The 22,505-nt window shown below is 67.2% G+C and carries 23 protein-coding genes; 10 read left to right on the top strand and 13 right to left on the bottom strand.

Annotation, left to right across the window (positions count from 1 at the left end):
- Positions 1-38: 38 nt before the first annotated feature.
- Complete coding sequence (locus ACSYS9_RS17710; RefSeq protein WP_071229422.1) at positions 39-1,676, top strand: acyl-CoA dehydrogenase family protein; 1,638 nt, start codon at positions 39-41, stop codon at positions 1,674-1,676.
- Positions 1,677-1,984: 308 nt separating this feature from the next.
- On the opposite strand, the gene ACSYS9_RS17705 is transcribed toward ACSYS9_RS17710, so the two are convergent.
- The 3 genes from ACSYS9_RS17705 to ACSYS9_RS17695 form a co-directional block, all read right to left on the bottom strand.
- Positions 1,985-2,395 (bottom strand): hypothetical protein, encoded by a 411-nt coding sequence (locus ACSYS9_RS17705; protein WP_014647982.1) that lies wholly within the window; start codon positions 2,393-2,395, stop codon positions 1,985-1,987.
- A 157-nt stretch (positions 2,396-2,552) separates the two neighbouring features.
- Positions 2,553-2,894: a hypothetical protein gene (locus ACSYS9_RS17700; RefSeq protein WP_004153024.1), complete on the bottom strand. Its 342-nt coding sequence runs from the start codon at positions 2,892-2,894 to the stop codon at positions 2,553-2,555.
- Positions 2,895-3,018: 124 nt separating this feature from the next.
- Positions 3,019-4,194 (bottom strand): thiolase family protein, encoded by a 1,176-nt coding sequence (locus ACSYS9_RS17695; RefSeq protein WP_010482849.1) that lies wholly within the window; start codon positions 4,192-4,194, stop codon positions 3,019-3,021.
- Positions 4,195-4,377: 183 nt separating this feature from the next.
- Here ACSYS9_RS17695 and ACSYS9_RS17690 point away from each other — a divergent pair, with 183 nt between their 5' ends.
- Complete coding sequence (locus ACSYS9_RS17690; RefSeq protein ID WP_071229423.1) at positions 4,378-7,218, top strand: autotransporter serine protease; 2,841 nt, start codon at positions 4,378-4,380, stop codon at positions 7,216-7,218.
- Between the two features lie 44 nt (positions 7,219-7,262).
- On the opposite strand, the gene ACSYS9_RS17685 is transcribed toward ACSYS9_RS17690, so the two are convergent.
- A complete protein-coding gene (locus ACSYS9_RS17685; RefSeq protein WP_010482852.1) occupies positions 7,263-8,360 on the bottom strand; it encodes a Glu/Leu/Phe/Val dehydrogenase dimerization domain-containing protein in 1,098 nt (365 codons plus the stop codon).
- 278 nt (positions 8,361-8,638) lie between these two features.
- Here ACSYS9_RS17685 and ACSYS9_RS17680 point away from each other — a divergent pair, with 278 nt between their 5' ends.
- Positions 8,639-9,715: an HDOD domain-containing protein gene (locus ACSYS9_RS17680; RefSeq protein ID WP_071229424.1), complete on the top strand. Its 1,077-nt coding sequence runs from the start codon at positions 8,639-8,641 to the stop codon at positions 9,713-9,715.
- A gap of 3 nt (positions 9,716-9,718) precedes the next feature.
- On the opposite strand, the gene ACSYS9_RS17675 is transcribed toward ACSYS9_RS17680, so the two are convergent.
- The 3 genes from ACSYS9_RS17675 to ACSYS9_RS17665 form a co-directional block, all read right to left on the bottom strand.
- Positions 9,719-11,311: a phospholipase D family protein gene (locus ACSYS9_RS17675; protein ID WP_071229425.1), complete on the bottom strand. Its 1,593-nt coding sequence runs from the start codon at positions 11,309-11,311 to the stop codon at positions 9,719-9,721.
- Between the two features lie 69 nt (positions 11,312-11,380).
- The gene (locus ACSYS9_RS17670; RefSeq protein WP_032129355.1) at positions 11,381-12,079 is read right to left on the bottom strand and encodes an RNA pseudouridine synthase; all 699 of its coding nucleotides are present in this window, start codon (positions 12,077-12,079) and stop codon (positions 11,381-11,383) included.
- 47 nt (positions 12,080-12,126) lie between these two features.
- Positions 12,127-12,627, bottom strand: a complete 501-nt coding sequence (locus ACSYS9_RS17665; protein ID WP_005414217.1) for a M48 metallopeptidase family protein — start codon at positions 12,625-12,627, stop codon at positions 12,127-12,129.
- A gap of 62 nt (positions 12,628-12,689) precedes the next feature.
- Between ACSYS9_RS17665 and ACSYS9_RS17660 the strand changes: the two genes are divergently transcribed.
- From ACSYS9_RS17660 to ACSYS9_RS17650, 3 genes are all read left to right on the top strand, one after another.
- Positions 12,690-13,247: a DUF2058 domain-containing protein gene (locus ACSYS9_RS17660; RefSeq protein WP_071229426.1), complete on the top strand. Its 558-nt coding sequence runs from the start codon at positions 12,690-12,692 to the stop codon at positions 13,245-13,247.
- A gap of 160 nt (positions 13,248-13,407) precedes the next feature.
- Positions 13,408-13,674, top strand: coding sequence for a DksA/TraR family C4-type zinc finger protein (locus ACSYS9_RS17655; RefSeq protein ID WP_032129365.1), 267 nt, complete (start codon positions 13,408-13,410; stop codon positions 13,672-13,674).
- A 436-nt stretch (positions 13,675-14,110) separates the two neighbouring features.
- A protein-coding gene (locus tag ACSYS9_RS17650) for an IS3-like element ISStma2 family transposase (protein WP_132809301.1) occupies positions 14,111-15,462 on the top strand; the annotation gives its coding sequence in 2 pieces (ribosomal slippage) (positions 14,111-14,558 and positions 14,558-15,462; 1,353 coding nt in all).
- 155 nt (positions 15,463-15,617) lie between these two features.
- Here ACSYS9_RS17650 and ACSYS9_RS17645 read toward each other — a convergent pair.
- Both ACSYS9_RS17645 and ACSYS9_RS17640 read right to left on the bottom strand, forming a co-directional pair.
- The gene (locus tag ACSYS9_RS17645; RefSeq protein ID WP_081352322.1) at positions 15,618-16,211 is read right to left on the bottom strand and encodes a mechanosensitive ion channel domain-containing protein; all 594 of its coding nucleotides are present in this window, start codon (positions 16,209-16,211) and stop codon (positions 15,618-15,620) included.
- A 35-nt stretch (positions 16,212-16,246) separates the two neighbouring features.
- Positions 16,247-16,426 carry a hypothetical protein gene (locus tag ACSYS9_RS17640; RefSeq protein WP_049398314.1) on the bottom strand — a complete coding sequence of 60 codons (180 nt, stop codon included), beginning with the start codon at positions 16,424-16,426 and terminating at the stop codon, positions 16,247-16,249.
- A 126-nt stretch (positions 16,427-16,552) separates the two neighbouring features.
- Between ACSYS9_RS17640 and ACSYS9_RS17635 the strand changes: the two genes are divergently transcribed.
- The 3 genes from ACSYS9_RS17635 to ACSYS9_RS17625 are packed head-to-tail and all read left to right on the top strand — an operon-like array spanning position 16,553 to position 18,553.
- Positions 16,553-17,131, top strand: coding sequence for an RNA polymerase sigma factor (locus tag ACSYS9_RS17635; protein ID WP_071228694.1), 579 nt, complete (start codon positions 16,553-16,555; stop codon positions 17,129-17,131).
- Positions 17,128-17,661, top strand: a complete 534-nt coding sequence (locus ACSYS9_RS17630) for a hypothetical protein (RefSeq protein WP_032129360.1) — start codon at positions 17,128-17,130, stop codon at positions 17,659-17,661. Before ACSYS9_RS17635 ends, ACSYS9_RS17630 begins: the two co-directional genes overlap by 4 nt.
- Before the next feature lie 10 nt (positions 17,662-17,671).
- Positions 17,672-18,553, top strand: coding sequence for a DUF4097 family beta strand repeat-containing protein (locus ACSYS9_RS17625; RefSeq protein WP_032129361.1), 882 nt, complete (start codon positions 17,672-17,674; stop codon positions 18,551-18,553).
- 49 nt (positions 18,554-18,602) lie between these two features.
- Here ACSYS9_RS17625 and ACSYS9_RS17620 read toward each other — a convergent pair whose 3' ends face one another.
- From ACSYS9_RS17620 to ACSYS9_RS17610, 3 genes are all read right to left on the bottom strand, one after another.
- The gene (locus tag ACSYS9_RS17620) at positions 18,603-18,785 is read right to left on the bottom strand and encodes a hypothetical protein (protein WP_005410566.1); all 183 of its coding nucleotides are present in this window, start codon (positions 18,783-18,785) and stop codon (positions 18,603-18,605) included.
- An 11-nt stretch (positions 18,786-18,796) separates the two neighbouring features.
- Positions 18,797-19,048, bottom strand: coding sequence for a YkgJ family cysteine cluster protein (locus ACSYS9_RS17615; RefSeq protein WP_005410565.1), 252 nt, complete (start codon positions 19,046-19,048; stop codon positions 18,797-18,799).
- A 271-nt stretch (positions 19,049-19,319) separates the two neighbouring features.
- On the bottom strand, positions 19,320-20,681 hold the full coding sequence (locus tag ACSYS9_RS17610; protein ID WP_071228695.1) for an Hsp70 family protein: 1,362 nt from the start codon (positions 20,679-20,681) through the stop codon (positions 19,320-19,322).
- Between the two features lie 182 nt (positions 20,682-20,863).
- On the opposite strand from ACSYS9_RS17610, the gene ACSYS9_RS17605 reads away from it, so the two are divergent.
- Positions 20,864-21,199 carry a zinc ribbon domain-containing protein YjdM gene (locus ACSYS9_RS17605; RefSeq protein ID WP_071228696.1) on the top strand — a complete coding sequence of 112 codons (336 nt, stop codon included), beginning with the start codon at positions 20,864-20,866 and terminating at the stop codon, positions 21,197-21,199.
- A 6-nt stretch (positions 21,200-21,205) separates the two neighbouring features.
- On the opposite strand, the gene ACSYS9_RS17600 is transcribed toward ACSYS9_RS17605, so the two are convergent.
- Positions 21,206-22,360: a tetratricopeptide repeat protein gene (locus ACSYS9_RS17600; RefSeq protein ID WP_071228697.1), complete on the bottom strand. Its 1,155-nt coding sequence runs from the start codon at positions 22,358-22,360 to the stop codon at positions 21,206-21,208.
- Between the last annotated feature and the right edge of the window lie 145 nt (positions 22,361-22,505).

The following is a 22,505-nucleotide window of genomic DNA, read 5'->3' as shown; positions in this document are numbered from 1 at the left end:
AATCGGGCCGCATACCTCTTGCCGCCAGGATGGACCGGATGAGTGGACCCAGCTTCAGCAGCAACGCACCGTATGAAACCCATGTGGTGTTGAACCAGCCGCCGCCGTTCGCAGGGCGACAGTTGTGGACAGACGACGTGGCGCTGATGGAGGCCGTACAGCGCGAAGGCGCCGCCAGCTTCGCGCCGCGACTGGGTGTCTATGGTGCACTCGCCGGTGATGAACTGTACCGGCTCGGCTTCGATGCCAACCGTGATCGTCCGCGGCTGCGCACGCATGATGCACAGGGCCATCGCATCGACATCGTGGAGTTCCATCCGGCCTATCACCAGTTGATGGACACGGCAAAATCGCACGGTGTCGCTGGATTGTCCTGGCATGAGCCGCAGCCCGGCGCGCACGTGGCACGTGCGGTGTTGAGCTACCTGCATCACCAGGCCGAGGCGGGCACCAGCTGCCCGTTGACCATGACCCATGCGGCAGTGACGGTACTGCATTCGCAGCCGCATCTGGCCGAGTGGGCGCGCAAGGCCGCTGCGCCGGTCTATGACCCGCGCGACGTGCCGGTGGCGGACAAGGCCGGCATCACCCTGGGCATGGGCATGACCGAGAAGCAGGGCGGCTCGGATGTCCGTGCCAACAGTACGCGCGCCGAACCGATCGATGGCGAGCGTTACCGTCTGGTCGGCCACAAGTGGTTCTTTTCCGCACCGATGTGCGATGGCTTCCTGGTGCTGGCGCAGGCGCCGGGAGGCCTGACCTGCCTGCTGATGCCGCGCCGGCTGGCCGATGGTGACCGCAATGCGTTCCGGTTGATGCGGCTGAAGGACAAGCTCGGCGATTGGGCCAACGCTTCCAGTGAGGTCGAGTTCTGCGGCGCACAGGCATGGCGCGTGGGCGAAGAGGGGCGCGGCGTGGCCACCATCATCGGCATGGTGATGATGACCCGCCTGGACTGCATGCTGGGTGCAGCGGCGGAGATGCGCATGGCGCTGGCGCAGGCGCTGCACCACGCACGTCATCGACGTACCTTCGGCAAGCTGCTGGTCGAGCACCCGCTGATGACCAACGTGCTGGCTGATCTGGCGCTGGAGTCGGAAGCGGCCACGGTGTTGGCGATGCGGATCGCGCGCGCGGTGGATCGCGCCGGTGTGGATGCCAATGAAGCCGCGATGGCGCGGTTGGGGACGGCGCTGGGCAAGTACTGGCTGTGCAAGCGCGCGCCGGCCTTTGTCAATGAAGCGCAGGAATGCCTGGGCGGTGCGGGCTACGTGGAGGAGTCGATGCTGCCGCGCCTGTACCGGCAGGCACCGTTGAATTCGATCTGGGAGGGCAGCGGCAACATCCAGTGCCTGGATGTGCTGCGTGCGCTGGCGCGCGAACCGGAGGCGATGACGGCGCTGCGCGGTGAGCTGGCATCGGTGGCTGACCGTGATGGGCGCTATGCAGCGGCATTGCAGCGTTGGGCAGCGGCACCGCCACCGGAGGAAGCGCAGGCGCGGCTGTTCTGCGAGCGCACTGCGCTGCTGCTGCAGGCGGCGCTGCTGCTGCGTGCGCGCAGCCCGATGGCGGAGGCATTCGTGCGTAGCCGGCTGGAAGGGGAGCACGGGCTGGCGTTCGGGACGCTGCCGGCGGGGGTGGAGCTGACGGCGATGCTGGCGCGCGCGCTGCCGTAGGAGGCGGCCAACGGCGGAGCCCCTCGTGGTGGGCGCTGATACTGATGGGTGGGCCGCGCGGGTAGATCGCGCAGGGGGCGCTGCAAGTACGTCCATGTAAGCTCGGGCGCGCCATCCATGGCGCTTACGCCCCTGCGCAACCCACCCGCGCGTCCGTGGACACTTTCCGTACGCGTCCAGCACGGAATCAACAGAAAGAGCAGAGAGCGAAAAGCAGAAAAGCCGCGGCAGTGCCGCGGCTTTTCCTGTGCAGCCGAGCCGATGCTCGGCTGGTCGGTAGCGCCGGGCCATGCCCGGCGAACGAACCGTTAGTGCTTGGCTTCTTCCTTGGCGGCGTTGGCCTTGGCGTCATTGGCGACATCGCGGGCCTTGTCGGCGACCTTCTGTGCGGCGTTCGCAGTGGCGTCGCTGGCGTGTGCGGCGGCATCGGTTGCGGCGTCCTTGGCCTTGTCGGCGGCGTTGGCGGTGGCGTCTGCAGCCTTGTCCAGCGCCTGCTGGGTATCGGCGGCGGCCTGCTCGGACGCGGCAGCGGTCTTGTCGGCGGCGTCGCGGGTGGCTTCGGCGGCCTTGTCCACGGCGTCACGGGCGGCAGCGCCTGCGCTGTCGGCAGCCTGCTGTGCGTCCTGCTTGGCCTGTTCGGCTTCGGGGCCCTTGCAGGCGGCCAGGGCCAGCAGCAGGGAGGCGGCCAGCAGGGTGGTGGTGATCGGACGAATCTTCATGGCGGTCTCCGGTACTGCAATGGATGGGGACGCCAGCCTATTCATGCCGTTGTGAAGATGGGGTCGCGATGCAGCGGCTCAGTCGCGCGCATTCGAAAAAAGAAAAAGCCGCTGGCGAACCAGCGGCTTTTTCAGAACAGCGTGAAGAAAGAAGTTATTACTTCTTGGCTTCTTCAGCAGCGTCCTTGGCCTTCTCAGCGGTGCCTTCAGCAGCCTTGGCAGCGTCAGCAGCGGCGCCGGCAGCGGCGTCGGTGGCAGCAGCGCCAGCCTGGGCAGCAGCGTCAACCGAAGCGTCAGCAGCGGTGGCGGCGGTGTCAGCGGCCTGCTGGGCAGCGTCGGCGGTCTGGGCGCCAGCAGCGGCGGCCTGGTCGGCAGCAGCCTGGGCTTCGGTGGCGGCTTCGTTGGCCGAAGCAGCGGCGTCCTGGGCAGCTTCCTGCTTCGAGCAGGCGGCCAGGGCCAGAGCCAGGGACATCGCGACCAGCAGCTTGTTGATGCTCATTGTGTGAATCCTCGTCGTTAGAATTAGGCAACGCGCATGCTGCGCGCCGACAACATGATGACAAGCCAAGATTGGGTGTCAAGCGATCCCGCATTCATTTTTGCGAAATCATCGTTAAACCCATTTAAATCAATTCGATGGCGATAGCCGTTGCTTCGCCACCGCCGATGCACAGGGTGGCAATGCCGCGCTTGCCACCGCGCGTGCGCAGGGCGTTGACCAAGGTCACCACCAGGCGTGCACCGGAGGCACCGATCGGATGGCCCAGTGCGCAGGCGCCGCCATTCACGTTGAGCTTGTCGTGCGGAATGCCCAGTTCGCGCATCGGCGCCATCGCCACCACGGCGAAGGCTTCATTGATCTCGAACAGATCGACCTGGTCCAGCGACCAGCCGGTCTTGTCCAGCAGTTTGTGCAGCGCGCCGATCGGGGCGGTGGTGAACCACTCCGGTTCCTGCGAATGGGTCGCGTGGCCGACGATGCGGGCCAGCGGGGTGATGCCGCGAGCGGCTGCATCTTCCTCGGTCAGCAGGACCACTGCAGCAGCGCCGTCGGAGATGCTGGAGGAACTGGCGGCGGTGACGCTGCCGTCCTTCTTGAAGGCCGGGCGCAGGGTCGGGATCTTGGCGATGTCCGAGCGGCCCGGCTGCTCGTCGGTGGTGACCTCGACCTCGCCCTTGCGGGTGGCGACCTTCACCGCGACGATTTCATCGGCGAACGCACCGTTGGCCTGCGCCGCCTGCGCGCGCTTGACCGATTCGATGGCGTAGGCGTCCTGCTCTTCGCGGCTGAACTGGTATTTGTCCACGGCGCATTCGGCGAATTCACCCATCGCCTTGCCGTCATAAGCGTTGACCAGGCCATCGTGGGCCATGTGATCGACCGCCTGGAAGTTGCCGAAGCGGTTGCCGGTGCGCGAGTTCGGCAGCATGTGCGGCGCGTTGGACATCGATTCCATGCCGCCCGCGACAACGATGCTGGCCGAACCGGCCTTGATCAGGTCATGACCGAGCATGATGGTCTTCATGCCCGAGCCGCACACCTTGTTCAGCGTGGTGGCACCGGTCGACAGCGGGATGCCGGCAGCGATCGCCGCCTGGCGGGCGGGCGCCTGGCCGAGGTTGGCCGGCAGCACGCAGCCCATGAGGACTTCGGAAACGTCGCTGGCCGGGATGCCCGACTGTTCCAGGGCGGCAGCGATGGCGGCCGCGCCGAGGGTCGGGGTCGGCACGCCGTTGAACTGGCCGAGGAAGGAGCCGATGGCGGTGCGCTTGGCGGCGGCGATGACGATGTTGGACATGGCAATCTCGTTGATGCGTAAGCAATGTTCGGAAAGGAGACCGGGGGCCGTTGGATGTGCCCCGGTTTCCCGGCAGACTGCGTGGGGGTCGACCCAAGTATAGAGGGTCGGGGAGGGCCGCCGCTGGGCGCGGCCGCACGCCTGCCGGGATGAAGGCAGGACAACGTTCATGGGAAGGAATCGATGGAACGCACGATGATGGTGAGGTCTGCCCTGGGAACCGCGCTGGCGGTAGCGCTGACGGCCTGTGGTGGAGGTGGCGGGGGCGGCAACGTGCGCATCGATACCCCGCCACCACCGCCGCCACCGACTACCCCGCCACCGACGACGCCGCCCCCGGTCAAACCGCAGGAGCCGGCCTTCGACGCGCATCTGTCAGTCACCAATGCGCGCGCCGCACAGGCTGCCGGCCTGACCGGCCAGAACGTGCGCATCGGCATCGTCGACTCCGGCGTGCAGCGCAATGCGGTGGCGTTGAATGGCCGGGTGCTGGCCAACCTCAACTACATCGATCCGGCCAGGAACAATCTGGGTGTCGATGATGTGGTCGGCCACGGCACCGCCGTGGCCAGCCTCGCTGCCGGCGCGGCAACGGGCTCCTGGCCGGGTGGCATCGCGCCAAAGGCGCAGATCGTGTCGGCACGGATCATTGCCGACAAGCCGCCCGTCGATGACGGCAGCGGCAAGGGCAATTCCTTCAGCGGCCCGCTGGGCGTGGCCCAGGTCCACCAGGACCTGATCAGCTACAACGTGAAGGTGATGAACAATTCGTGGGGCGGCCTGTACTGGACCGATCTACCGACCACCGCGCAGGTGGCCGCCGAATATCGCCCCTTCGTGATCAACCATGGCGGGCTGGTGGTGTTCGCCGCGGGCAATGATGGCCGCAGCGAGCCGAGCAGCCTGGCCGCACTGCCCAGCCAGCAGGGCGTGGCCGGCACGCTGCCGGCTGCCGACCTGGAGCGCGGCTGGCTGGTGGCCACCGCCGTGGATCCGTATGCGCCCGGTACGCTGGCCAGCTATGCCAATGCCTGTGGCCAGGCGGCCCGCTACTGCCTGGCGGCGCCCGGCAGCGCGGTCTATCCCGATGCCAACGGTGGCAGCTACTACTGGAACTACGGCACGTCATTCGCGGCGCCCTTGATTTCCGGTGCGGCGGCGCTGGTCTGGGAGCGCTTCCCGTACTTCAGCAACGATCTGGTGCGGCAGACCCTGCTGGGTACCGCCAAGGACATCGGTGCGCCGGGCGTGGATCCGGTGTTCGGCTACGGCCTGCTCGACATCGGTCGTGCGATCAACGGTCCGGGTCGTTTCGACTGGGGTGATGTGGTCGCCAACGTGGATCTGGCCTCGACCGGCTCGGCGTGGCGCAACGATATCGTCGGCAGCGGCGGGCTGGTCAAGCAGGGCGGGGGCACCCTGGTGCTGGCCGGCAACAACAGCTACACCGGTGCCACCCGCATCGAACGCGGCATCCTGTCGCTGCAGAACAGTGGCGTGATCCGTTCCAACGTGACCATCCTCGGCCAGTCCGATCCGGATTCGACCGGCCTGCAGTTCAATGGCGGCACGCCCCGCGTGATCGGCAATGTGGTCAACGGCAGCAGCGTATTCCTCACCACCGGCAACACCACCGGCACCATCGAGGGCAACTACACCCAGCAGGCCGGCGCACAGTTGATGATCGCACTGGGCGCCAATGCGCTGCAGGTCACCGGCAATGCCGCGATCGACGGTGGCGTGCGCGTGCATGGCTTCGTTTCCGGCTACGTGCCACAGAACGGCAGCCGGCAGGACCTGATCCATGCGGCAGGCGGACTCAGCGGCACCTTCAGTACGCCGGCTACCTCCAGTGGCCTGCAGGGGCTGTCATTGCTGCAGAGCAGTTATGGCTATGACAGCAACAACGTGTGGTTGAACCTGACCCAGGTCAGCGTCACCGCAGCGGCCAGCGGGCTGGGGGCGTCCGCCCAGGTGGCAGCACAGCGCCTGGAAGGTGCATTCGCAGCGCTGGACAAAAACGCAGGCCTGCAGGGATCGGCCTTTGGTGCAGCGGCCGGTGCCCTGCAGTGGACCGGCGGTGGCCCGCAGGGCCTGGCCGCCAGCCTGCAGAGCCTGTCCGGTCAAGCGCATGCGCGAGCCGAAGCAGCGACCTTCGACAGCATCGACATGTCGCGGCGTGCGATCGCCGAGCGCTTTGATCGTGTACAGGCCGCACCGCGCCTGCGCGGGAGCTGGCAGAGCGCGCTGGGTGAGGCGGGGCAGGGCAGCTTCGCCGGCAACGCTGCCGACAGCCGGGGCTGGATGGCCGGCCAGGATTTGCCACTGGGCAGCAACGGCCTGATGGGCGTGGCGTTTGGCGAGACCCGCAGCACTGGTGGCAGCAGTTTCGGCGGTGATCGTGGGCGTGATCGCCAGGCGCAGGCACAGTTGTATGCCGGCTGGAATCTGGGACGTGGCTACGCGCTGGCCCAGGTGGGGAGCGGACAGTTCACCCGCGCGCTGGATCGTCAGCTGCTGCTCGGTGCCGGTGCCTATGGCGTCTCCGCGCGGTACGGCGGCCGTTTCAGCAGTGCCAGCGTGGAGGGCGGGTACCGGCTGGGGCGTGCGGGCGCATCGATGACGCCCTACGTCGGTGCCAGCACCACGCGTGTGGAGACCGACGCCTTCAATGAACTCGGCGGCTTTGGTTTCGGCCTGCGGGGCGATGCCAACCGCGTGCAGCGCAGCCAGATGCTGGCCGGTATCCGCGGCGAGCGCGGTTGGGGGCGTTGGACGCTGCGTGGGCATGCCGAATGGCAGCAACGGCTTGATGGTGCGGATGCGGACTGGCAGGCCAGCTTCGTCGGCGTCGATGCCTGGGCGCCGTTGGCGGGCTGGAACGCGCCGCGCGGCAGTGCGCTGATCGGCGTGGCGCTGGAATCGTGGTGGGGCCGCAATGGGCGCCTGAGCCTGGGCTTCGACCAGCGCGTTGGTGGCGAAGGTGCGCGGCAGGCCGCCTTGCGCTACAGCACCGGCTTCTGAAGGACGGCTCGCGCCGGGTCATGCCCGGCGCGACATCGGCAGGTTCAACCGCCGCGCAGGTTGCCCAGGCGCGGGGTGCTGCGGCCCAGCGGCATCTTCAGCTTGCCGATCGACAGGATGCGGCTTTCGGCGATGCGGTCGGCGGCACGCTGCGGCGCGATGTTCTCGCGCTGCGACAGTTCGAAGATGCGGGTGAGGTTGTGGTAGATGCTGCGGATCAGGCGCATTGCGCGTTCGCGGTTGTAACCGTCGATCTCCAGCGACACGTTCATCACGCCACCGGCGTTGACTGCATAGTCCGGCGCATACAGGATGCCGCGCGCATGCAGCTCGTCGCCGATTTCCAGGCTCGACAGCTGGTTGTTGGCGGTGCCGCAGATGATCTTCGCCTTGATCCGCGGCAGCGTGTCGGCGTTGATCGCACCTTCCAGCGCGCACGGTGCGAACACGTCGGCGTTCACCTCGTGGATCTCATCCGGCTTGACTGCTTCGGCGCCGAAATCGCTGACCGCGCGATCAACCAGCGCGCTGTCCAGGTCGGTGACGTACAGCTTGGCACCGCGGTCGCGCAGCAGTTTCACCAGTTCCATGCCGATGTGGCCCAGGCCCTGCACGGCGATGCTGGTCTTGCCCACTTCCTCATGGCCGAACTTGAAGCGCATCGACGCCATCAGTGCCTGCAGCGCACCGTAGGCGGTGAACGGGGCGGGATCGCCGGAGCCACCATGGACCTGGTGCACGCCGGTCACGAACTGGCTTTCCAGGTAGATGTTCTCCATGTCGTTGACGTCGGTTCCGACGTCCTCGGCGGTGATGTAGCGCCCGCCCAGCGAATCGACATAGCGGCCGAAGGCACGGAACAGCACCTCGGTCTTGTCCACTTTGGGGTCGCCGATGATCACCGCCTTGCCGCCACCCACGTTGAGGCCGGCCAGTGCATTCTTGTAGGTCATCGTCCGGCTTAGCCGCAGCGCATCGGCCAGCGCCTCGTCGGTGCTGGCGTAGGGGCGCATGCGCACGCCGCCCAGGGCCGGGCCGAGGGTGGTGTTGTGGATGGCGATGATCGCCTTCAGGCCGGCGTCGTGGTTGTGGCAGAACACCACCTGTTCGTGGCCGGTGGTGGCGAGGGTTTCGAATAGCATGGCGTCTCCGATGGCGCGATCAGCGGCGAACTGCAGCGAACGGCCAGTGAACGGTAGGGTCCCAAAACAAAAAAAGCGACGTCGTCGGTGCAGGGGGACGGGTCGCGCGGCGCCATTCTAGTCCATTCCCCCGGCCGGTGCCGTCGACATCGGTGGCCTTCCGGTTAAAGAAGATGAAAGTTCGGCCGATGCTGCGACGACGGCGGGTGGCCGGATTCGCGTGAAGAGGCAGGGCGGTCAGTGACGGCAAGGGCACCACAACGACAGGGCGGGCGGCGATGACGCCGGCCTGGTGGCGATCATTGCGTGGCTGGCTGGCGCGCTCGACCGGGACGGCACCGTCCCGGTTGGCGGCGGCGTCGCGGCAGGCGGTGGCGGCGGCGGCGGCCAGCCTGCAGGGCGAGGCTCTGCCCTCGGCCGAGATCGCTGCACATCTGCAGCGTGGCCTGCATGCACTGGCCCTGTACCCGCGCCTGGCCGGTGAATCCACGGCGGTGCAGGCCGCGGGGTTGGGCGAGGCGGTGGCGCGCGCGCTGCAGGACCGGGACTGGGCGGCCCGTCAGCTGCCGCGCCGCCCGCAACTGCTGCCGCAGCTGATCCAGACGGTCAACGACGATGCTGCGTCGGCGCGGGTGATGGCGGCGATCATCGGCCAGGACCCGGTGCTGACCGGCAACCTGCTGCGCATCGCCAACAGCCCGGCCTACAAGGTGCACGAGCGCCCGGTGGAAAGCCTGCAGCGGGCGGTGACGCTGGTCGGTACCGAAGGCGTGCGACAGATCATCAGCGCAGTTCTGGTGCAGCCGGTGATGCAGGTGCAGTGCGAGGTGTTTCCGCAGTTCAGCACGATCATCTGGGAGCACGCACTGCTGGCCTCGCGCGCAGCCGCTGACCACGCGCGCACGGTCACTTTCGGCGATGCCTTCGCCGCCCAGTGGCTGGGCCTGGTACAGGGGCTGGGGGCCGCGCTGGTGATGCGCCAGCTGCTGCAGGAAGCGCAGGCACGCGATGAAGCGGTGGAGCCGGCGCTGGCGCTGCAGCTGCTCCAACAGTGGTCGCTGCCGTTGGCGCAACGCGTGGCTGCGGCCTGGGAGCTGCCCGAGCCGGTGCACCAGGCGCTGGCGCCCGAGGCGGATGGCCCGCTGGCCGACAGCCTGCGCCTGGCCAGCGCGGCCGCAGCGGCCAGCCTGCTGTGCCGGCACGGACATGCCAGCCAGAGCCGCATGCTGGCCCTGCTTGAACAGTTGCCTTCGGCGCCGCCGCATGCGCTGCGCTGGATCTGGCGGCGCCTGCATGGGCGCAGCGTGGAAACACGGGATGACGCCGGACAGGAAGAGGCAGGTCCTGCGCCCTGAGCGCTACAGCTGCGATTCCACCGGCAGCCAGCTGATCACCCGCGACAACCAGCGTTTGCGCGCCGTTGCCCCCGGCTCGGCCTCCACCCAGTGCGGTGGCGGTTCGCGCTCCAGCCAGCGCAACCGGCGACGGTCATCCAGCGCCAGCCACCAGCTGTGCCTGGGATCAGCCAGGCGCAGGTACTCGTCCCGCAGCTGTGCGCCCAGCACCGGATCGTCGAACAGCACGCCCATCTCGGTGTTCAGATAGGCCGAGCGCGGGTCGAGGTTGAACGAACCGACAAAACCGCGGCGGTCATCGACCAGGAACGCCTTGGTATGCAGGCTGGCGCCGCTGCTGCCGAACACGCCGGCATCGCCGGACTGCCCTTGTGCCTTCAGTTCGTAAAGGTGGACGCCGGCTTCAAGCAACGGCACGCGGTAGCCCATGTAGCCACCATGTACGGCGGCGACGTCATTGGCGGCCAGTGAGTTGGTGACCACGCCGACCTGCACGCCCCGCCCGGACATGGCCGAAAAGCCATCCAGGCCCTCGTTGCCGGGAACGAAGTAGGGCGAGATCAACAGGGCCTTGTGCTTGGCGGCCTGCAGCTCGCTGATCAGGGTCGACACCAGCCAGGCAGCGCGATCGTCCTTGCGGTGCTTCATCGGCGGGTCGGACACGATGCGCACTGCACCGCTCCAGCGCAGCGGCTCGGGGCTCGGGCGCTGGCGCTTGCGCGATTCGGCCACGCGCGCCAGGTACGGCAGGGCCACGTCCCGCTGCGCCTCATGGTCCGATTCGCGCACCAGCAGGCGCAGTTGTGCGTCGGTATGGAAGGCAAGCGCGGATACCGGAATGGCGGTTTCGCTGTTCCAGTAGTCGTCGAAGATGCGGTTGGCCTGCTCCACGGCGGGGCCGGCGACCAGCAGGTCCAGATCCTGGAAGTTCACATCGGTGCGCGCGCTGAAATACTCCTCGCCGATGTTGCGGCCACCGACGATCGCGACGCGGCCATCGGCGATCCAGCTCTTGTTGTGCATGCGGTGGTTCACGCTGAAGAAGCGCTGCACCATCTCCACCACGCGCAGGATGCCGGTCCGGTTGCGGAACGGGTTGTACAGGCGGATCTCGATGTTCGGATGCGCATCGAGTGCCATCATCAACGCGTCCTTGTCCTTGGCGTTCATGTCGTCAAGCAGGATGCGCACGCGCACGCCGCGCTCGGCGGCGTCGTACAGCGCCTTGGCCATCAGATGGCCGATCAGGTCGTCGTGCCAGATGTAGTACTGCAGGTCCAGGCTGCGGCCTGCGTGCGCGGTGATCATCGCGCGCGCGGCGAAGGCATCCATGCCATCACTGAGGAACGCCACGCCGGACTGCCCGGGGTGTGCGTCCTGCAGCGGCACGATCTGCTGGTCGATGCGGGTCTGCGCCGGCTGCAGTGGCAGCACATGCGAGGGTGCGCCCTGTGCCTGCGGGGTGAGGTGGTCGGCCAGCAGCAGCCCGGACAGGACCAGCAGCAACAGCGCGGCGAGGATGATCGCAGCGACGCGCGGCAGGCGTCGCCACAGGGGCTTGGGCAGGCTCATGCCCCGATGGTAGATCCACGCCATGCGTGGATGAAAGCCAATAGACCCGCTGCAGTAGATCCACGCCATGCGTGGATGACAGGGACTTCGCGGTCAGAAGCGCTCGTCGCTGCCCAGGTAACGCCACTGCCCCGCAGGCAGTGGTCCCAGTGCCACGCGGCCAATCCGCAGCCGACGCACGGCCGCGACCTGCAGGCCGGCAGCGGTGACCGCCACGCGCAGGCCCTTGGCCGTCAGGCCCTTGCCGGCGAAGCGCAGGCGCTGCTCGCTCTGCCAGCTGACCTTGGCGCCGCCCGATTCCTGCTGCAGCCGCGCCATCAGCCACGGGCCGCGCTCGGGACCGCCTTCGGCCACTTCGATCAGGTATTCCTGTTCGGTGCGGCCCAGATTGCGCTGCAGATGGGCCAGCGTGGCCGGGTCCTGGCTGACCACCACCAGGCCGCTGTCGCTGGCCGGAAGCGAGGCGGCCAGCTGCAGGCCGTGGAAGTGACGCTGAAGCGGACGGATGTCGCTGGCATCAAGTTCGCTGCGGCTGTCACTGCTGACCAGCGCACACAGGGTTTCAGCGGCAACACCTGCCGGCTTGTGCAGCAGCATGCTGACCCGCTCGGCCTTTTCATCGCTGGCCTGCTCGGCCACGACGATCACCGCGCTGTCATCGACCGGGCGCTGCGGCTGCTCGACCACCTCGCCATTGACGCTGACCCAGCCGCCTTCGATGTAGCGCCGCGCTTCACCGCGCGGGATGCCGAGCAGGGCGGACAGGCGTTTGTCGAGGCGGATCGGTTCCATGGCGGAAAGGTCAGGCAGGGGGCGCGCAGTGTAGCCGCTGCGGCCGGTCAGCGCTGGCCGCGGTTGGCCAGCTCGGTCAGGTACAGGCGGGTATCGAACTCCAGCTGCAGGTACTCCGGCTCCATGTGCTGGCACAGCTGGTAGAAGGCCTTGTTGTGATCGGCTTCCTTCAGGTGGGCCAGTTCATGCACCACGATCATGCGCAGGAACGCCGCTGGTGCCTGGCGGAACACGGTGGCGATGCGGATCTCGCGGCTGGCCTTGAGGCGGCCGCCGTGCACGCGGGAGATGGCGGTATGGGTGCCCAGCGCGTGCTTGATCACTTCCAGCGTGTTGTCGTAGCAGACCTTGTTGAGCGGCACCGACTTGCGCAGGTAGCGGTCCTTCAGCTCCTGCGTGTAGTCGTACAGCTGGCGGTCGCTGCGCACCTCGTGCGGATCGGGATAGCGCTGCTGCAGCCAGGGGCCGAGCTTGCCCTGCGCCAGTAGTTCACTGACCTGGGCGACCAGGGGTTCGGGATAGCCGGTGAGGTACTTCAGGACTGCCATGCAGGGGCGGCGGGGCGTCGGTAGAATGGGGCATCCAAGATTACACGCGGTACGCATCGACCATGGCAAAGCCCAACGCGCTGCAGGAACAATTGCTCAAGGCCGGCCTGGCCAAGAAGTCGCAGGCCAGCGCTGCCGCGAGCGCGCAGGCCAAGGCCCGGCAGGGCAAGGCCGAATCGACCTCGGCCGATGTCCAGCGCGAGGCTGAACGGGCCCGCGCCGAGAAGGTCGAGCGCGACCGCGCACTGGCCGCCGAGCGCAATGCCCAGGCCAGGCAGGCTGAACAGAAGGCCCAGGCCCGGCAGATCATCACGGCCCATGCCGTGCCTCACAAGGGCGACGACGAGTACCGCTTCAGCGATGGCGTGGCGATCCGCACCCTGCTGATCGACCCCAAGCTGCGCAAGGCGCTGTCGGTGGGCGTGCTGGTCATCGTTGCCCTCGGCGACGGTTACGCCCTGCTGCCGCGTGCCGCTGCCGAAAAAGTGCGTGAACGCGCCCCGGAGGCGATCATCGTCGACCACGGCCAGCCGGGCTCGACCGCCGAGATCTCCACCGGCAATGCCGAGGACGACGCCTACTACGCGCAGTTCCAGGTGCCGGACGACCTGGTCTGGTAAGCCAAAAAGGGGACGGAGGGGATTAAGCCGCAAATGGCTTGCTCCGGCCCGTCTGCCTTCTGCTCAGCTTGCTGAAGGCCCGCCGGTCATGGTTCGGCGCTACCGTTTACTGCGCGGTGTATCGTCCCCATATCAGGCGACACACCTGCGGAGGATGGCCATGGCCACCGGTTGGGCGGGAGACGGCGCGGTCCAGGACCAGATCGACGCCACCGTCGACGATGCGATCGCCCGCGCGAGGCGCCAGCTGCGCGAGGGTCCTGGTCTGGAACATTGTGAGGAATGCGACGCGCCGATCCCGTTGGCGCGGCGCCAGGCTGTGCCCGGGGTACGGCTGTGCGTGGCGTGCCAGCAGGCGCATGACGACGAAGCGCAGGCGCATGCCGGCTACAACCGGCGTGGCAGCAAGGACAGCCAGTTGAGGTAAGGGGTGTTTTATTGCAGGGCTGCGCCCTGCACCTGCAGAAGCAACGTCAACATCAAAGGCTGGCATTCCGTGGGTTGGCAGGGCGGTGTCGGAGTGCGGGGACGCCGTGAACCCGTCCATGGGGGCTTGGCCGCGGCATCCATGCCGCGGACACCCCGCACTTCGACACCGCCCCGCCTCTGACAGATTTCCGCGATCTGTTGGAACCCGCTGCTGATGCCGACCGTTGGTCGGCACGGGGTCGGATTCAATTTTGACTATCGATATCTGACAGATGTGCCGACCAACGGTCGGCACCCACCAACAGCGCGCGGAATCTGTCAGAGGTGGGGCGGTGTGGGTTGGCAGGACCGTTGGCGCCATGGATGGCGCCATCGAGCCCCCATGGTGAAGTGACCCCCGGGAGTTGGACGCTAGATCCAACCCCGAGGGATACATGAACAAATACGACGCGCGTTTCAAACTGCAGGTCGCCAAAGAGGCCTGCAAGACCTCCACATCGGTCAAAGCCATTGCCCGTCGCCACGGCCTGGAGTTCTCCACGGTCAGGCGCTGGGTGGCGACCTATCGGCTGCATGGTTGGCGGGGATTTCATCGCCAGGCCCGGTCCTATGACCTCCCGTTCAAGCTGGCTGTCCTGGAGAAGATGAGCCAGGACGGCCTGTCCGGGCGCGAGGCCACCACCTACTTTCAAATTGGCGATGCCGGCGCGGTGGGGCGATGGCGGCGCCTGTATGCTCAAGGCGGTGCCCAAGCGTTGGCACCCCCTCCGCCGCCGCCCCGAAAGCCGATGAAGAAGACCCGTTCGTCCAAGCCGCCTGAAGATATGAGCCGCGATGAGCTGCTCAAGGAAGTCGCCTATCTGCGTGCGGAGACCGACTACCTAAAAAAACTCGATGCCTTGATCCGGGAAGAGCAGGCGGCGCAGGACGCAAAGCGCAAGCCGTCCAAGGATTGAGGCAGGTTCATACGCTGTCGCTTCTGCTCGAAGCAGCTGAGCTGTCACGCAGTACGTTCTATTACCAGAACCATGTCCTGGCCCATCCGGATCAGGATGAGGCAGCCCTGTGCGAGCGCATCCGTGCAATCTACGATCAAAGCCAAGGGCGCTATGGCTATCGCACGGTGACGCTGGAATTAGCCAATCAGGGCCATCGGACCAATCACAAGCGGGTTCAGCGCCTGATGGGGGAGATGGGGCTGAAATCGCGGGTGCGTGTGAAGCGCTACCAGGCCTTCAAGGGGGCGGCCAATGTTGTGGTTGGCAATGACCTCAATCGCCAGTTCCATGCAGAGCGGCCCAACCAGAAGTGGGTGACTGACGTGACCGAGTTCAAGGTGCAGGGTATGAAGCTGTACCTGTCGCCGATCATGGACCTCTACAACGGCGAAATCGTGGCTTATCAGATCAAGCGTCGGCCCGTATTTGATCTGGTGGGTCAAATGCTGGAGGAGGCCATCAAGAAGCTTTCCCCGGATGAGCGCCCCATGATCCACTCCGACCAGGGCTGGCAGTACCAGCATGAAAACTACCGGCACATGCTGGAAAAGCACTCGTTGAAGCAAAGCATGTCCCGGCGCGGCAACTGCCTGGACAATGCGGCGATGGAGAGCTTCTTTGGAACGCTGAAGTCGGAGTTCTTCTACCTGAACAGCTTTGACAGCCTCGAGAGTCTGGAGGCTGGGCTGGTGGAATACATCCAGTACTACAACGAAGAACGCATCAAACTGAAACTGAAAGGTCTGAGCCCGGTAAAGTACCGGGAGCAGGCCCAATCGGCCGCCTGACCCCGTCCAAGTCTCGGGGGTCACTTCATGGACGGGTTTACGGCGTGTCCTGACCACCCACACCGCCCCGCCATCCCACGGAATGCCGCTCTTGATCTTGCTTCGGCTTCGGCCTCTGCAGGTGCAGGGCGCAGCCCTGCAAAGAAGAACCTCCCTCAGCCGTCGCCCTGGATGCCGCCGGGGGCCTGCGTCGGGTCGCGCCAGCGGCGCACCGTGCGCTGGAAGAACAGGTTGTTCGGCAGCTGCAGCACCGTGCCCTCGTGGCCGTCGCCGGTCTCCTGCAGCGTGGTGTAGATCAGGTTCACGTCGATCACCCGGCCCTTCAGGCCCGGCTTCTCGCCGTTTTCCAGCACCTCGATGTAGTCGTGCAGGCGGAACGGGCGGGTGGTGAAGATCAGCAGCGTGCAGAAGATGTTGGACAGCACGCTCCACGCCGCGAAGAAGGCCACCGCGCCCACGGCTGCGAAGCCGGTGAACGCGGTCCACAGCACCGACGGCTTCGCGCCGAGCAGGCTGAGGATGTACAGCAGGGCACTGAAATAGACCACGAAACTGGTGATCCGGCGCGCGCCCATCACCATTTCCGGCGGCAGCGTGTAGTGCTCGGCAAAGCGGCGGATCAGGCGACGGGCGAGCACGCGCAGGAGCCATGCGACCAGCAGCACCAGTACGATCTGCAGCGCCACGCCGGCGTAGTTCAACCACGGGTGGGTCCAGGCGGGCAGGTGATCCTTCAGCGACAACATCATGGGGCGAAAACAGGCGGCGGGAACGGCCCCTGATGTTACCCGGCGCGTGCGGGGGATTCGACCGCCGGGTTCCAGGCCACGCACACCAGCTCTTGGCGGTGCTGCTGCAGGCAGGCGCGGCCATTGTCGGGACGCAGCTGCAGTGACAGGCCCAGCGCCTGCAGCAGGACACAGGCGGTGATCACCAGCAGGGCGGCGCAGGATGGGCTGGACATGGCAGGACTCCTGGACGGCAATTTCGCGAAGGACCTTTCATGGATGCAGCAGCCACCCAAAGGGTTGCATGCCATCGATCATCGATCGGCTCTAAACCTTTTCCCGGGTCGCCGCATCCAAGCGATATGCTCGACACCACCATGCCCGCGCCGCCTGCCGCCAACGACGCCGTCGATGAACCCGCCCTGGTGCGGGCGGCGGCCGCCGGTGATACCGCTGCCTATGAACTGCTGTACCGGCGCCACGCGCCCCGTGTATTCGCTGTGCTGTGGCGGTTGTGTGGCGGCCAGCAGGCACGCGCCGAGGACGCGCTGCAGGAAGCGTTCCTGCAGGCGTGGAAGGCGCTGCCGGGCTTCCGTTTCGAGAGCAGCCTGTCGACCTGGCTGCACCGGCTGGGCGTCAACGCGGCACTGATGGAGCTGCGCGGACGAGCCGGCGGGCAGGATCACGACCGCCTCGACGAAGTGGACGGAGGGTTGCAGGAGCTGGCAGTACACGATCGTTGCGCCGGCACCGAACGCGACCTCGAACGGGCACTGTCGACACTGCCGCCACGGGCACGTGCGGTACTGGTACTGCACGACATCGAAGGCTGGAAACACCAGGAAATCGCCGAACAGCTGCAGATGGCCGTCGGCAGTTCCAAGGCACAGTTGCATCGTGCGCGCGGCCTGTTGCGCGCACGGCTGGGAGACATGACATGAGTACACACGACCACGATTCCGACCACGATCTGCTGGCCCGGCTGCGCGCGCTGCCGACCGAACGCGGCGTACCCACCGATGGCTGGGCACGCCTGTCGGCGCAGCTGCCGCCGCGTGAACCGCAGGCGGCACCTGCGCCGGGCGACAACGTGGTGGCCCTGCCAGCGCGCTCGCGGCGTCGCTGGTGGCTGCCGGTCGGTGCGGCATTGGCGGCCAGCCTGGCGCTCTACGCGGTGGCACCGTGGCGGCATGCGCAGCCGGAGGTGCCGGTACCTTCAGCGCTGCAGCTGCAGGCGGCGGCGATGACCGAGCAGTACCAGCAGGCCGTCGCTTCGCTGCCCGATGGACGGGCGCCGGAATGGCAGCCGGCGCTGCACGAACTGGATGAAAGCGCAGCGCAGATCCGTGCCGCCCTGGCGCAGGACCCGCGTGCGCCGCACCTGCTTGGCCAGCTCAAGCGCACCTATGCGCTGCGGCTGGAACTGACCCGGCAGGCGGCCTATGCCGCCGAGTCCGGCTTGACGACCTGAGGAGACCCCCATGACCCGAACCCTGATTTCCTGCTGTGTCGCGCTGCTGCTGGCCCCTGCCGTGGCGCTGGCCGACACCCGCATTGACGAGCGCCACACCCTGGCCGCGGGCGGTCGCATCGAGCTGAGCAATGTGGCCGGCAAGGTGACCGTGCGTGGCTGGGACCGCAATGACGTGCAGCTCACCGGCACGCTCAGCGACGGCCTGCAGCTGCGTCAGGAGAAAAGTGCCAACCGTGTGCGCTGGGAGATCGAATACCCGCGCCGCAGCAGCAATGGTGGCGCGACGCTGGTACTGAACGTGCCGCGCTCGGTGGAGCTGCTGCTGAGCACGGTCAGCGCCAGTCAGGACATCAGTGGCATCGATGTGCGACGGCTGCAGGCCGACACGGTCAGCGGCAGCCTGAGCGCGGCTGGCCGCAGTGGCGACAGCAAGCTCAACACGGTCAGTGGCAGCGTCAGCGCACGCCTGCAGACGCCGAAGCTGGACGTGAACACGGTCAGTGGCCGGATCGAGGCCGGCGGCGGCGTGTCCGGTGATATCGGTGCGCAGACGGTGTCCGGCCGGGTCGAGGTGGACGCCGGGCGCGTGCAGCGGCTGGCGGTGGAGACCGTCTCGGGCAGCATCGATCTGGCAGCGGCCGGGTTGGCTCCCGGCGGCCGCATCAACGTCGAATCGGTCAGTGCCTCGGTCACGCTGAGCCTGCCGCGCACGGTGTCGGCACAGCTGTCGGTGAACAGCTTCAGTGGTTCGATCAACAGTGACGCCGGGCAGGTGGAGCGGCCGCGCTATGGGCCGGGCAGCCACCTCGATACGCGTCTGGGCGGCGGTGATGGTGACATCCGCATCCAGTCGCATTCGGGCAGTGTGCGGGTACGCCTGGACCGCTGAACGCGATCCGGCAGGCCGCGGCGGCAGCGCCGCCGCGGTCGGTACTGGGTCAGCTGGCTTTCTTCAGCGCCCAGGTGGTGCCGAGGACTTCGATCTTGCCACCGGCCTTGCGGAACGCTGCCAGGTCCGAAGCGATCGAATCGCTGCTGACCACAGTGCTGGCGGCCGCGCCCTTGCGTTCGCTGCGGATGCTGTTGCTGGCCTTCGCGGGGGTCTTTGCCTTGCGGGGCATGGTTGCTCCTGTCAGGTGGAAGGGGAGGAAAGCGCCCAGGCATCGGCCTGGCGCAGGTAGTCCTGCCGCTCGCGGCGGCAGTCATCGCCGCCCATCGAAAACTGGCGGCAGATCGCCGGGCGCTGCGAATAGATCGTGCAGCGCAGGTGATAGGGATCGATCGCCGCGCACCAGCCTTCCTCGTTGCGCGCCATCACGGCACGGCCGTGGGTGTCGCGTGACAGGAACTGGCCGGGCACGTGGTCGCCGGGCTGCAGCAGCACGGGCAGCCGGCAACAGACCGCGTCACAACGGCGGCAGTCGATGGGTGCAGGTGCTGCGTCAGGTTGTAAGGCCACAGGGGCCTGGCGGGTGCCCAAAGCGGGTCTCGATGGCGGCTCAGGTGCTGCGCGGACCATGAACGAGCCAGGAAGGCATGGCCGCTAGGCCCGCGGGGCGGGCCAGGCTGCACTGTGGACACACACCGGCGTGGCCGGCGGAAGGTGCAGCGTGGTTCTAGCCGACCAAGAGTAACTTAGACCGCGTAACGTTTTGTTAATCCTGGCTGGCTGCCGCCAGCGCAAGGCCCTGGACCACGCCCAGCGAGGGCTCGCCGTGGACCATGCGGGCCCCCGGGAAGGCCTCGGCCACGGCCTGGCGCAGGTAGCCGGCACGGGACATGCCACCGGTCAGGAACACCGCGTCCGGGTCGCCGCCGATGTCGCTGCGGACCTGGGCCAGCAGCTCGCGGATCTGCTCCAGGTAGCCATGGGCGGCGGCGGCCAGGCCGTCGGCGCTGCTGTCGGCATGCAGGTCGCGGGCGATGTAGTCCAGCGTGCTGCGGTGCTCGCTGGCGGCGCTGAGGGCAATCTTGGCGCGTTCGACATCGCGGTACAGGCGGGCGGTATTGCCGGTGTCCTGCAGGGCCTGCAGGCGCGCGCCCCACGGGTCGTCGACGTGATCGTATTTGTGCTGGCGGAAGTCGCGCTGGCGCGTCATGTCCTGCACGGTGGCGGCTTCCACGTAGTGGTGGGCGGGCACGCGGGTGATGCCGCGGCCGAACAGCGGCATGTAGCTGGACAGGCTCAGCGCCAGATCGATGTCGGTACCGCCACGGGCGATACCCCAGGCGCGGTGGATGCGCGGCGCAGCATCGCCACCAACCTCGGCGTGGGCGATATCGGTGGTACCGCCGCCGATGTCAACGATCACCGCCTGGTGCCGCTCGCGGCTTTCGGCGTGGTAATGCATGGCCGCCGCGGCCGGTTCCTCGAGGAAATCGATCTGGTCGAAACCGGCCTGGGTGGCGGCTTCGCGCAGGATGTCCAGTGCCTGATCGTTGCCGGCCGCGCCGATCGAGCTGCGGAACTGCACCGGGCGGCCGAGCAGGGCGGCACGCAGCGGCTGGCCAAGCTGGGCGCTGGCGGTCAGGCGGATGTGCTCGAGGATGTGCGCGGCGATGCCGGTGATGGTCTGCTTCGCGCGCGGGTGCAGGTTGTAGCCCAGCATCGACTTCGGGCTCTGCACCAGGTTGCCTTCGTGTTCCTCGAAATAGGCTTCCAGCGCGTCGTCGCCGTAGACCGCGTTCTGCAGCAGGTCGCTGGCGCTGCGCTCCTTGCCGGCGCGGGCTTCCATCCATTCCCGGCGCAGTGCGCGCAGGGCTTCGCGGCGCAGCGCCTGCGGCGTGCGTTCCTGGCCGGCGGCACGGGCCGCGCGCGCGGCGCTGTCGATCATCTGCTGCAGCTCGTGTTCCTGGCCGGCGTCGAGCTGGAAGTCGTCCGGGTCGGGCACCACGCCAGGGAAGTACACGCTGGTACGGAACTGCTCGGCGTCGCCGAAGCGGATCGGCAGCAGTTTCCCCTCATGCACGATGGCGGCGGCGGAGTTGCTGGTACCGAAGTCGATGCCGAGGCGCATGGGGAGTTCCGGGGGCGATCAGGGGCCGCGCACTCTGCTGCAGTTCGTCGCCGACTGCAAGTTCCCGTCGCTTGCCGGTGTGGAACGAGTCAAGGAGTTTCCCGGGCACCACCCCCGAAAAGAGGGGGGAAGGGCTGGGCGGTTACAATGGCGGCTGTTGATTCACTTTGAGGTACTTGCTGATGTCTTCTGCCCCCGCCTGCCCGCAGTGCACCCTGGAAAACACCTACGCCGATGGTGCGCTGTGGATCTGCGCCGACTGCGGTTTCGAATGGACCGCCGAGGAAAGCGCCGGTTCCACCCTGGTCGCGCGTGACAGCAACGGCAACACCCTGCAGGCCGGCGACACCGTCACCGTGATCAAGGACCTGAAGGTCAAGGGCTCCTCGATCCCGCTCAAGCAGGGCACCGTGATCCGCAACATCCGCCTGGTCGAGGATGACGCCGAGCACATCGAAGGCAACTCGGACAAGATCAAGGGTTTGGTCCTGAAGACCTGCTTCCTCAAGAAGGCCTGATCGCCTTCAGCGCTTGGCCTGCTGCTGCGCGCGCCAGCGGGCCAGGCTGTCCAGCTTGGCCTGGTAGCGCGCCTGCTCCGGCGCGCCCCCCAGTTCCTGCGCACGCAGCAGTTCGCGATCGGCGCGCTTGAGCTGGCCAGCCAGGAAATAGACGCGTGCCAGCCCGAAGTGGAACTGATGCGCGGTGTCATACAGGCGCACGGCCTGCCGGTAATAGCGGATCGCCTGGTCCAGCTGGCCGGCACGTTCGGCCTTGGCGCCGAACATGTATTGCGCGAACGGGTCTTCGCGCTGCACCGACTTCAACCGGCGCTCAAGTGACTGCGCCTGCGCGGTCAAGCCCAGGCTGCGGAACAGCGCGGAGGCATTGGTCAGTGCGGCATCCTGGCGGCCTTCCAGCTGCAGCGATCGGTCCAGCGCCTGCCGCGCCGCCTCGTTGTTGCCTTCGCGGTGGTCGAGCACGCCGAGGTTGTTCCACACCGGAGCGAACCCGCTGTCCTGAGCCAGGGACGCGTCGAAGAATGCACGCGCGCCGACGAAATCACCGTCGGCGAGGCGCTCCGCACCCCGGTTGTTGTAGAAATGCGCCAACGCCCGCGCACGGCTGACGGGAACCGGCCCGCGGCGGTCATAGAGCACATTGCGGTCCAGATCGACGGTACCGAAGCGCCCACCGACGTCGACGCCGGCGTTGACATGGCCGACGCTGTAGACCACGCCCGCATCCTGGTCCTGGTACCAGGACACCACCTGCCCGACTTCCTGCACGCGGGCCTGGATGCCAGCCTCCCGCGCAAGCGTCACGAACAGCAGGGTGAAGGCCAGGCAGTTGGCGCGGCGGTGTTGCCAGATATCGCTGACGGTGTAGGTCGCATTGGCGTCGTACTGCAGGTCCAGCCCGTGCTGGTCGAAGATCATCTCCACGAGCGCCTGCAGCCGCTGGTCGCGGGAGTAGCTGCGCTGGATCACCTGCTTCTGGAGCATCGCGCGCAGGTCCGCGGGAATGGCGAACACTTCTTCCGGGGTCGGCACACGTGCGGCCGACACGGTGATGGTCGGGGTCGTCACCACATAGGCGGGCGGTGCCTGGCCTGCGCCGAAGGCAGGAGCACAGAAGGCCAGCAGCGAAAGAGTGAGGCAATGGGCGGCAGAACGGTACATGACGGTTCCCGGCAGCGGCGGGCGCTCCCGCCTGTGGCGAGTGTATGCCCATGGATGTCCGGCTGCAGCGACCGTTGGTCGGCGCCGCGTTCATCCACAACCGGTGTGGACCAGCGCTCGACAAAGCTGTGGACAACTGGCTCCG

Origin of the sequence: Stenotrophomonas sp. STK17_22, from assembly GCF_051983905.1 — a bacterium.
Taxonomy (GTDB): domain Bacteria; phylum Pseudomonadota; class Gammaproteobacteria; order Xanthomonadales; family Xanthomonadaceae; genus Stenotrophomonas; species Stenotrophomonas maltophilia_A.
Note: the sequence above shows the minus strand (reverse complement) of the source record. Positions and strands in the feature narration are given on the sequence as shown.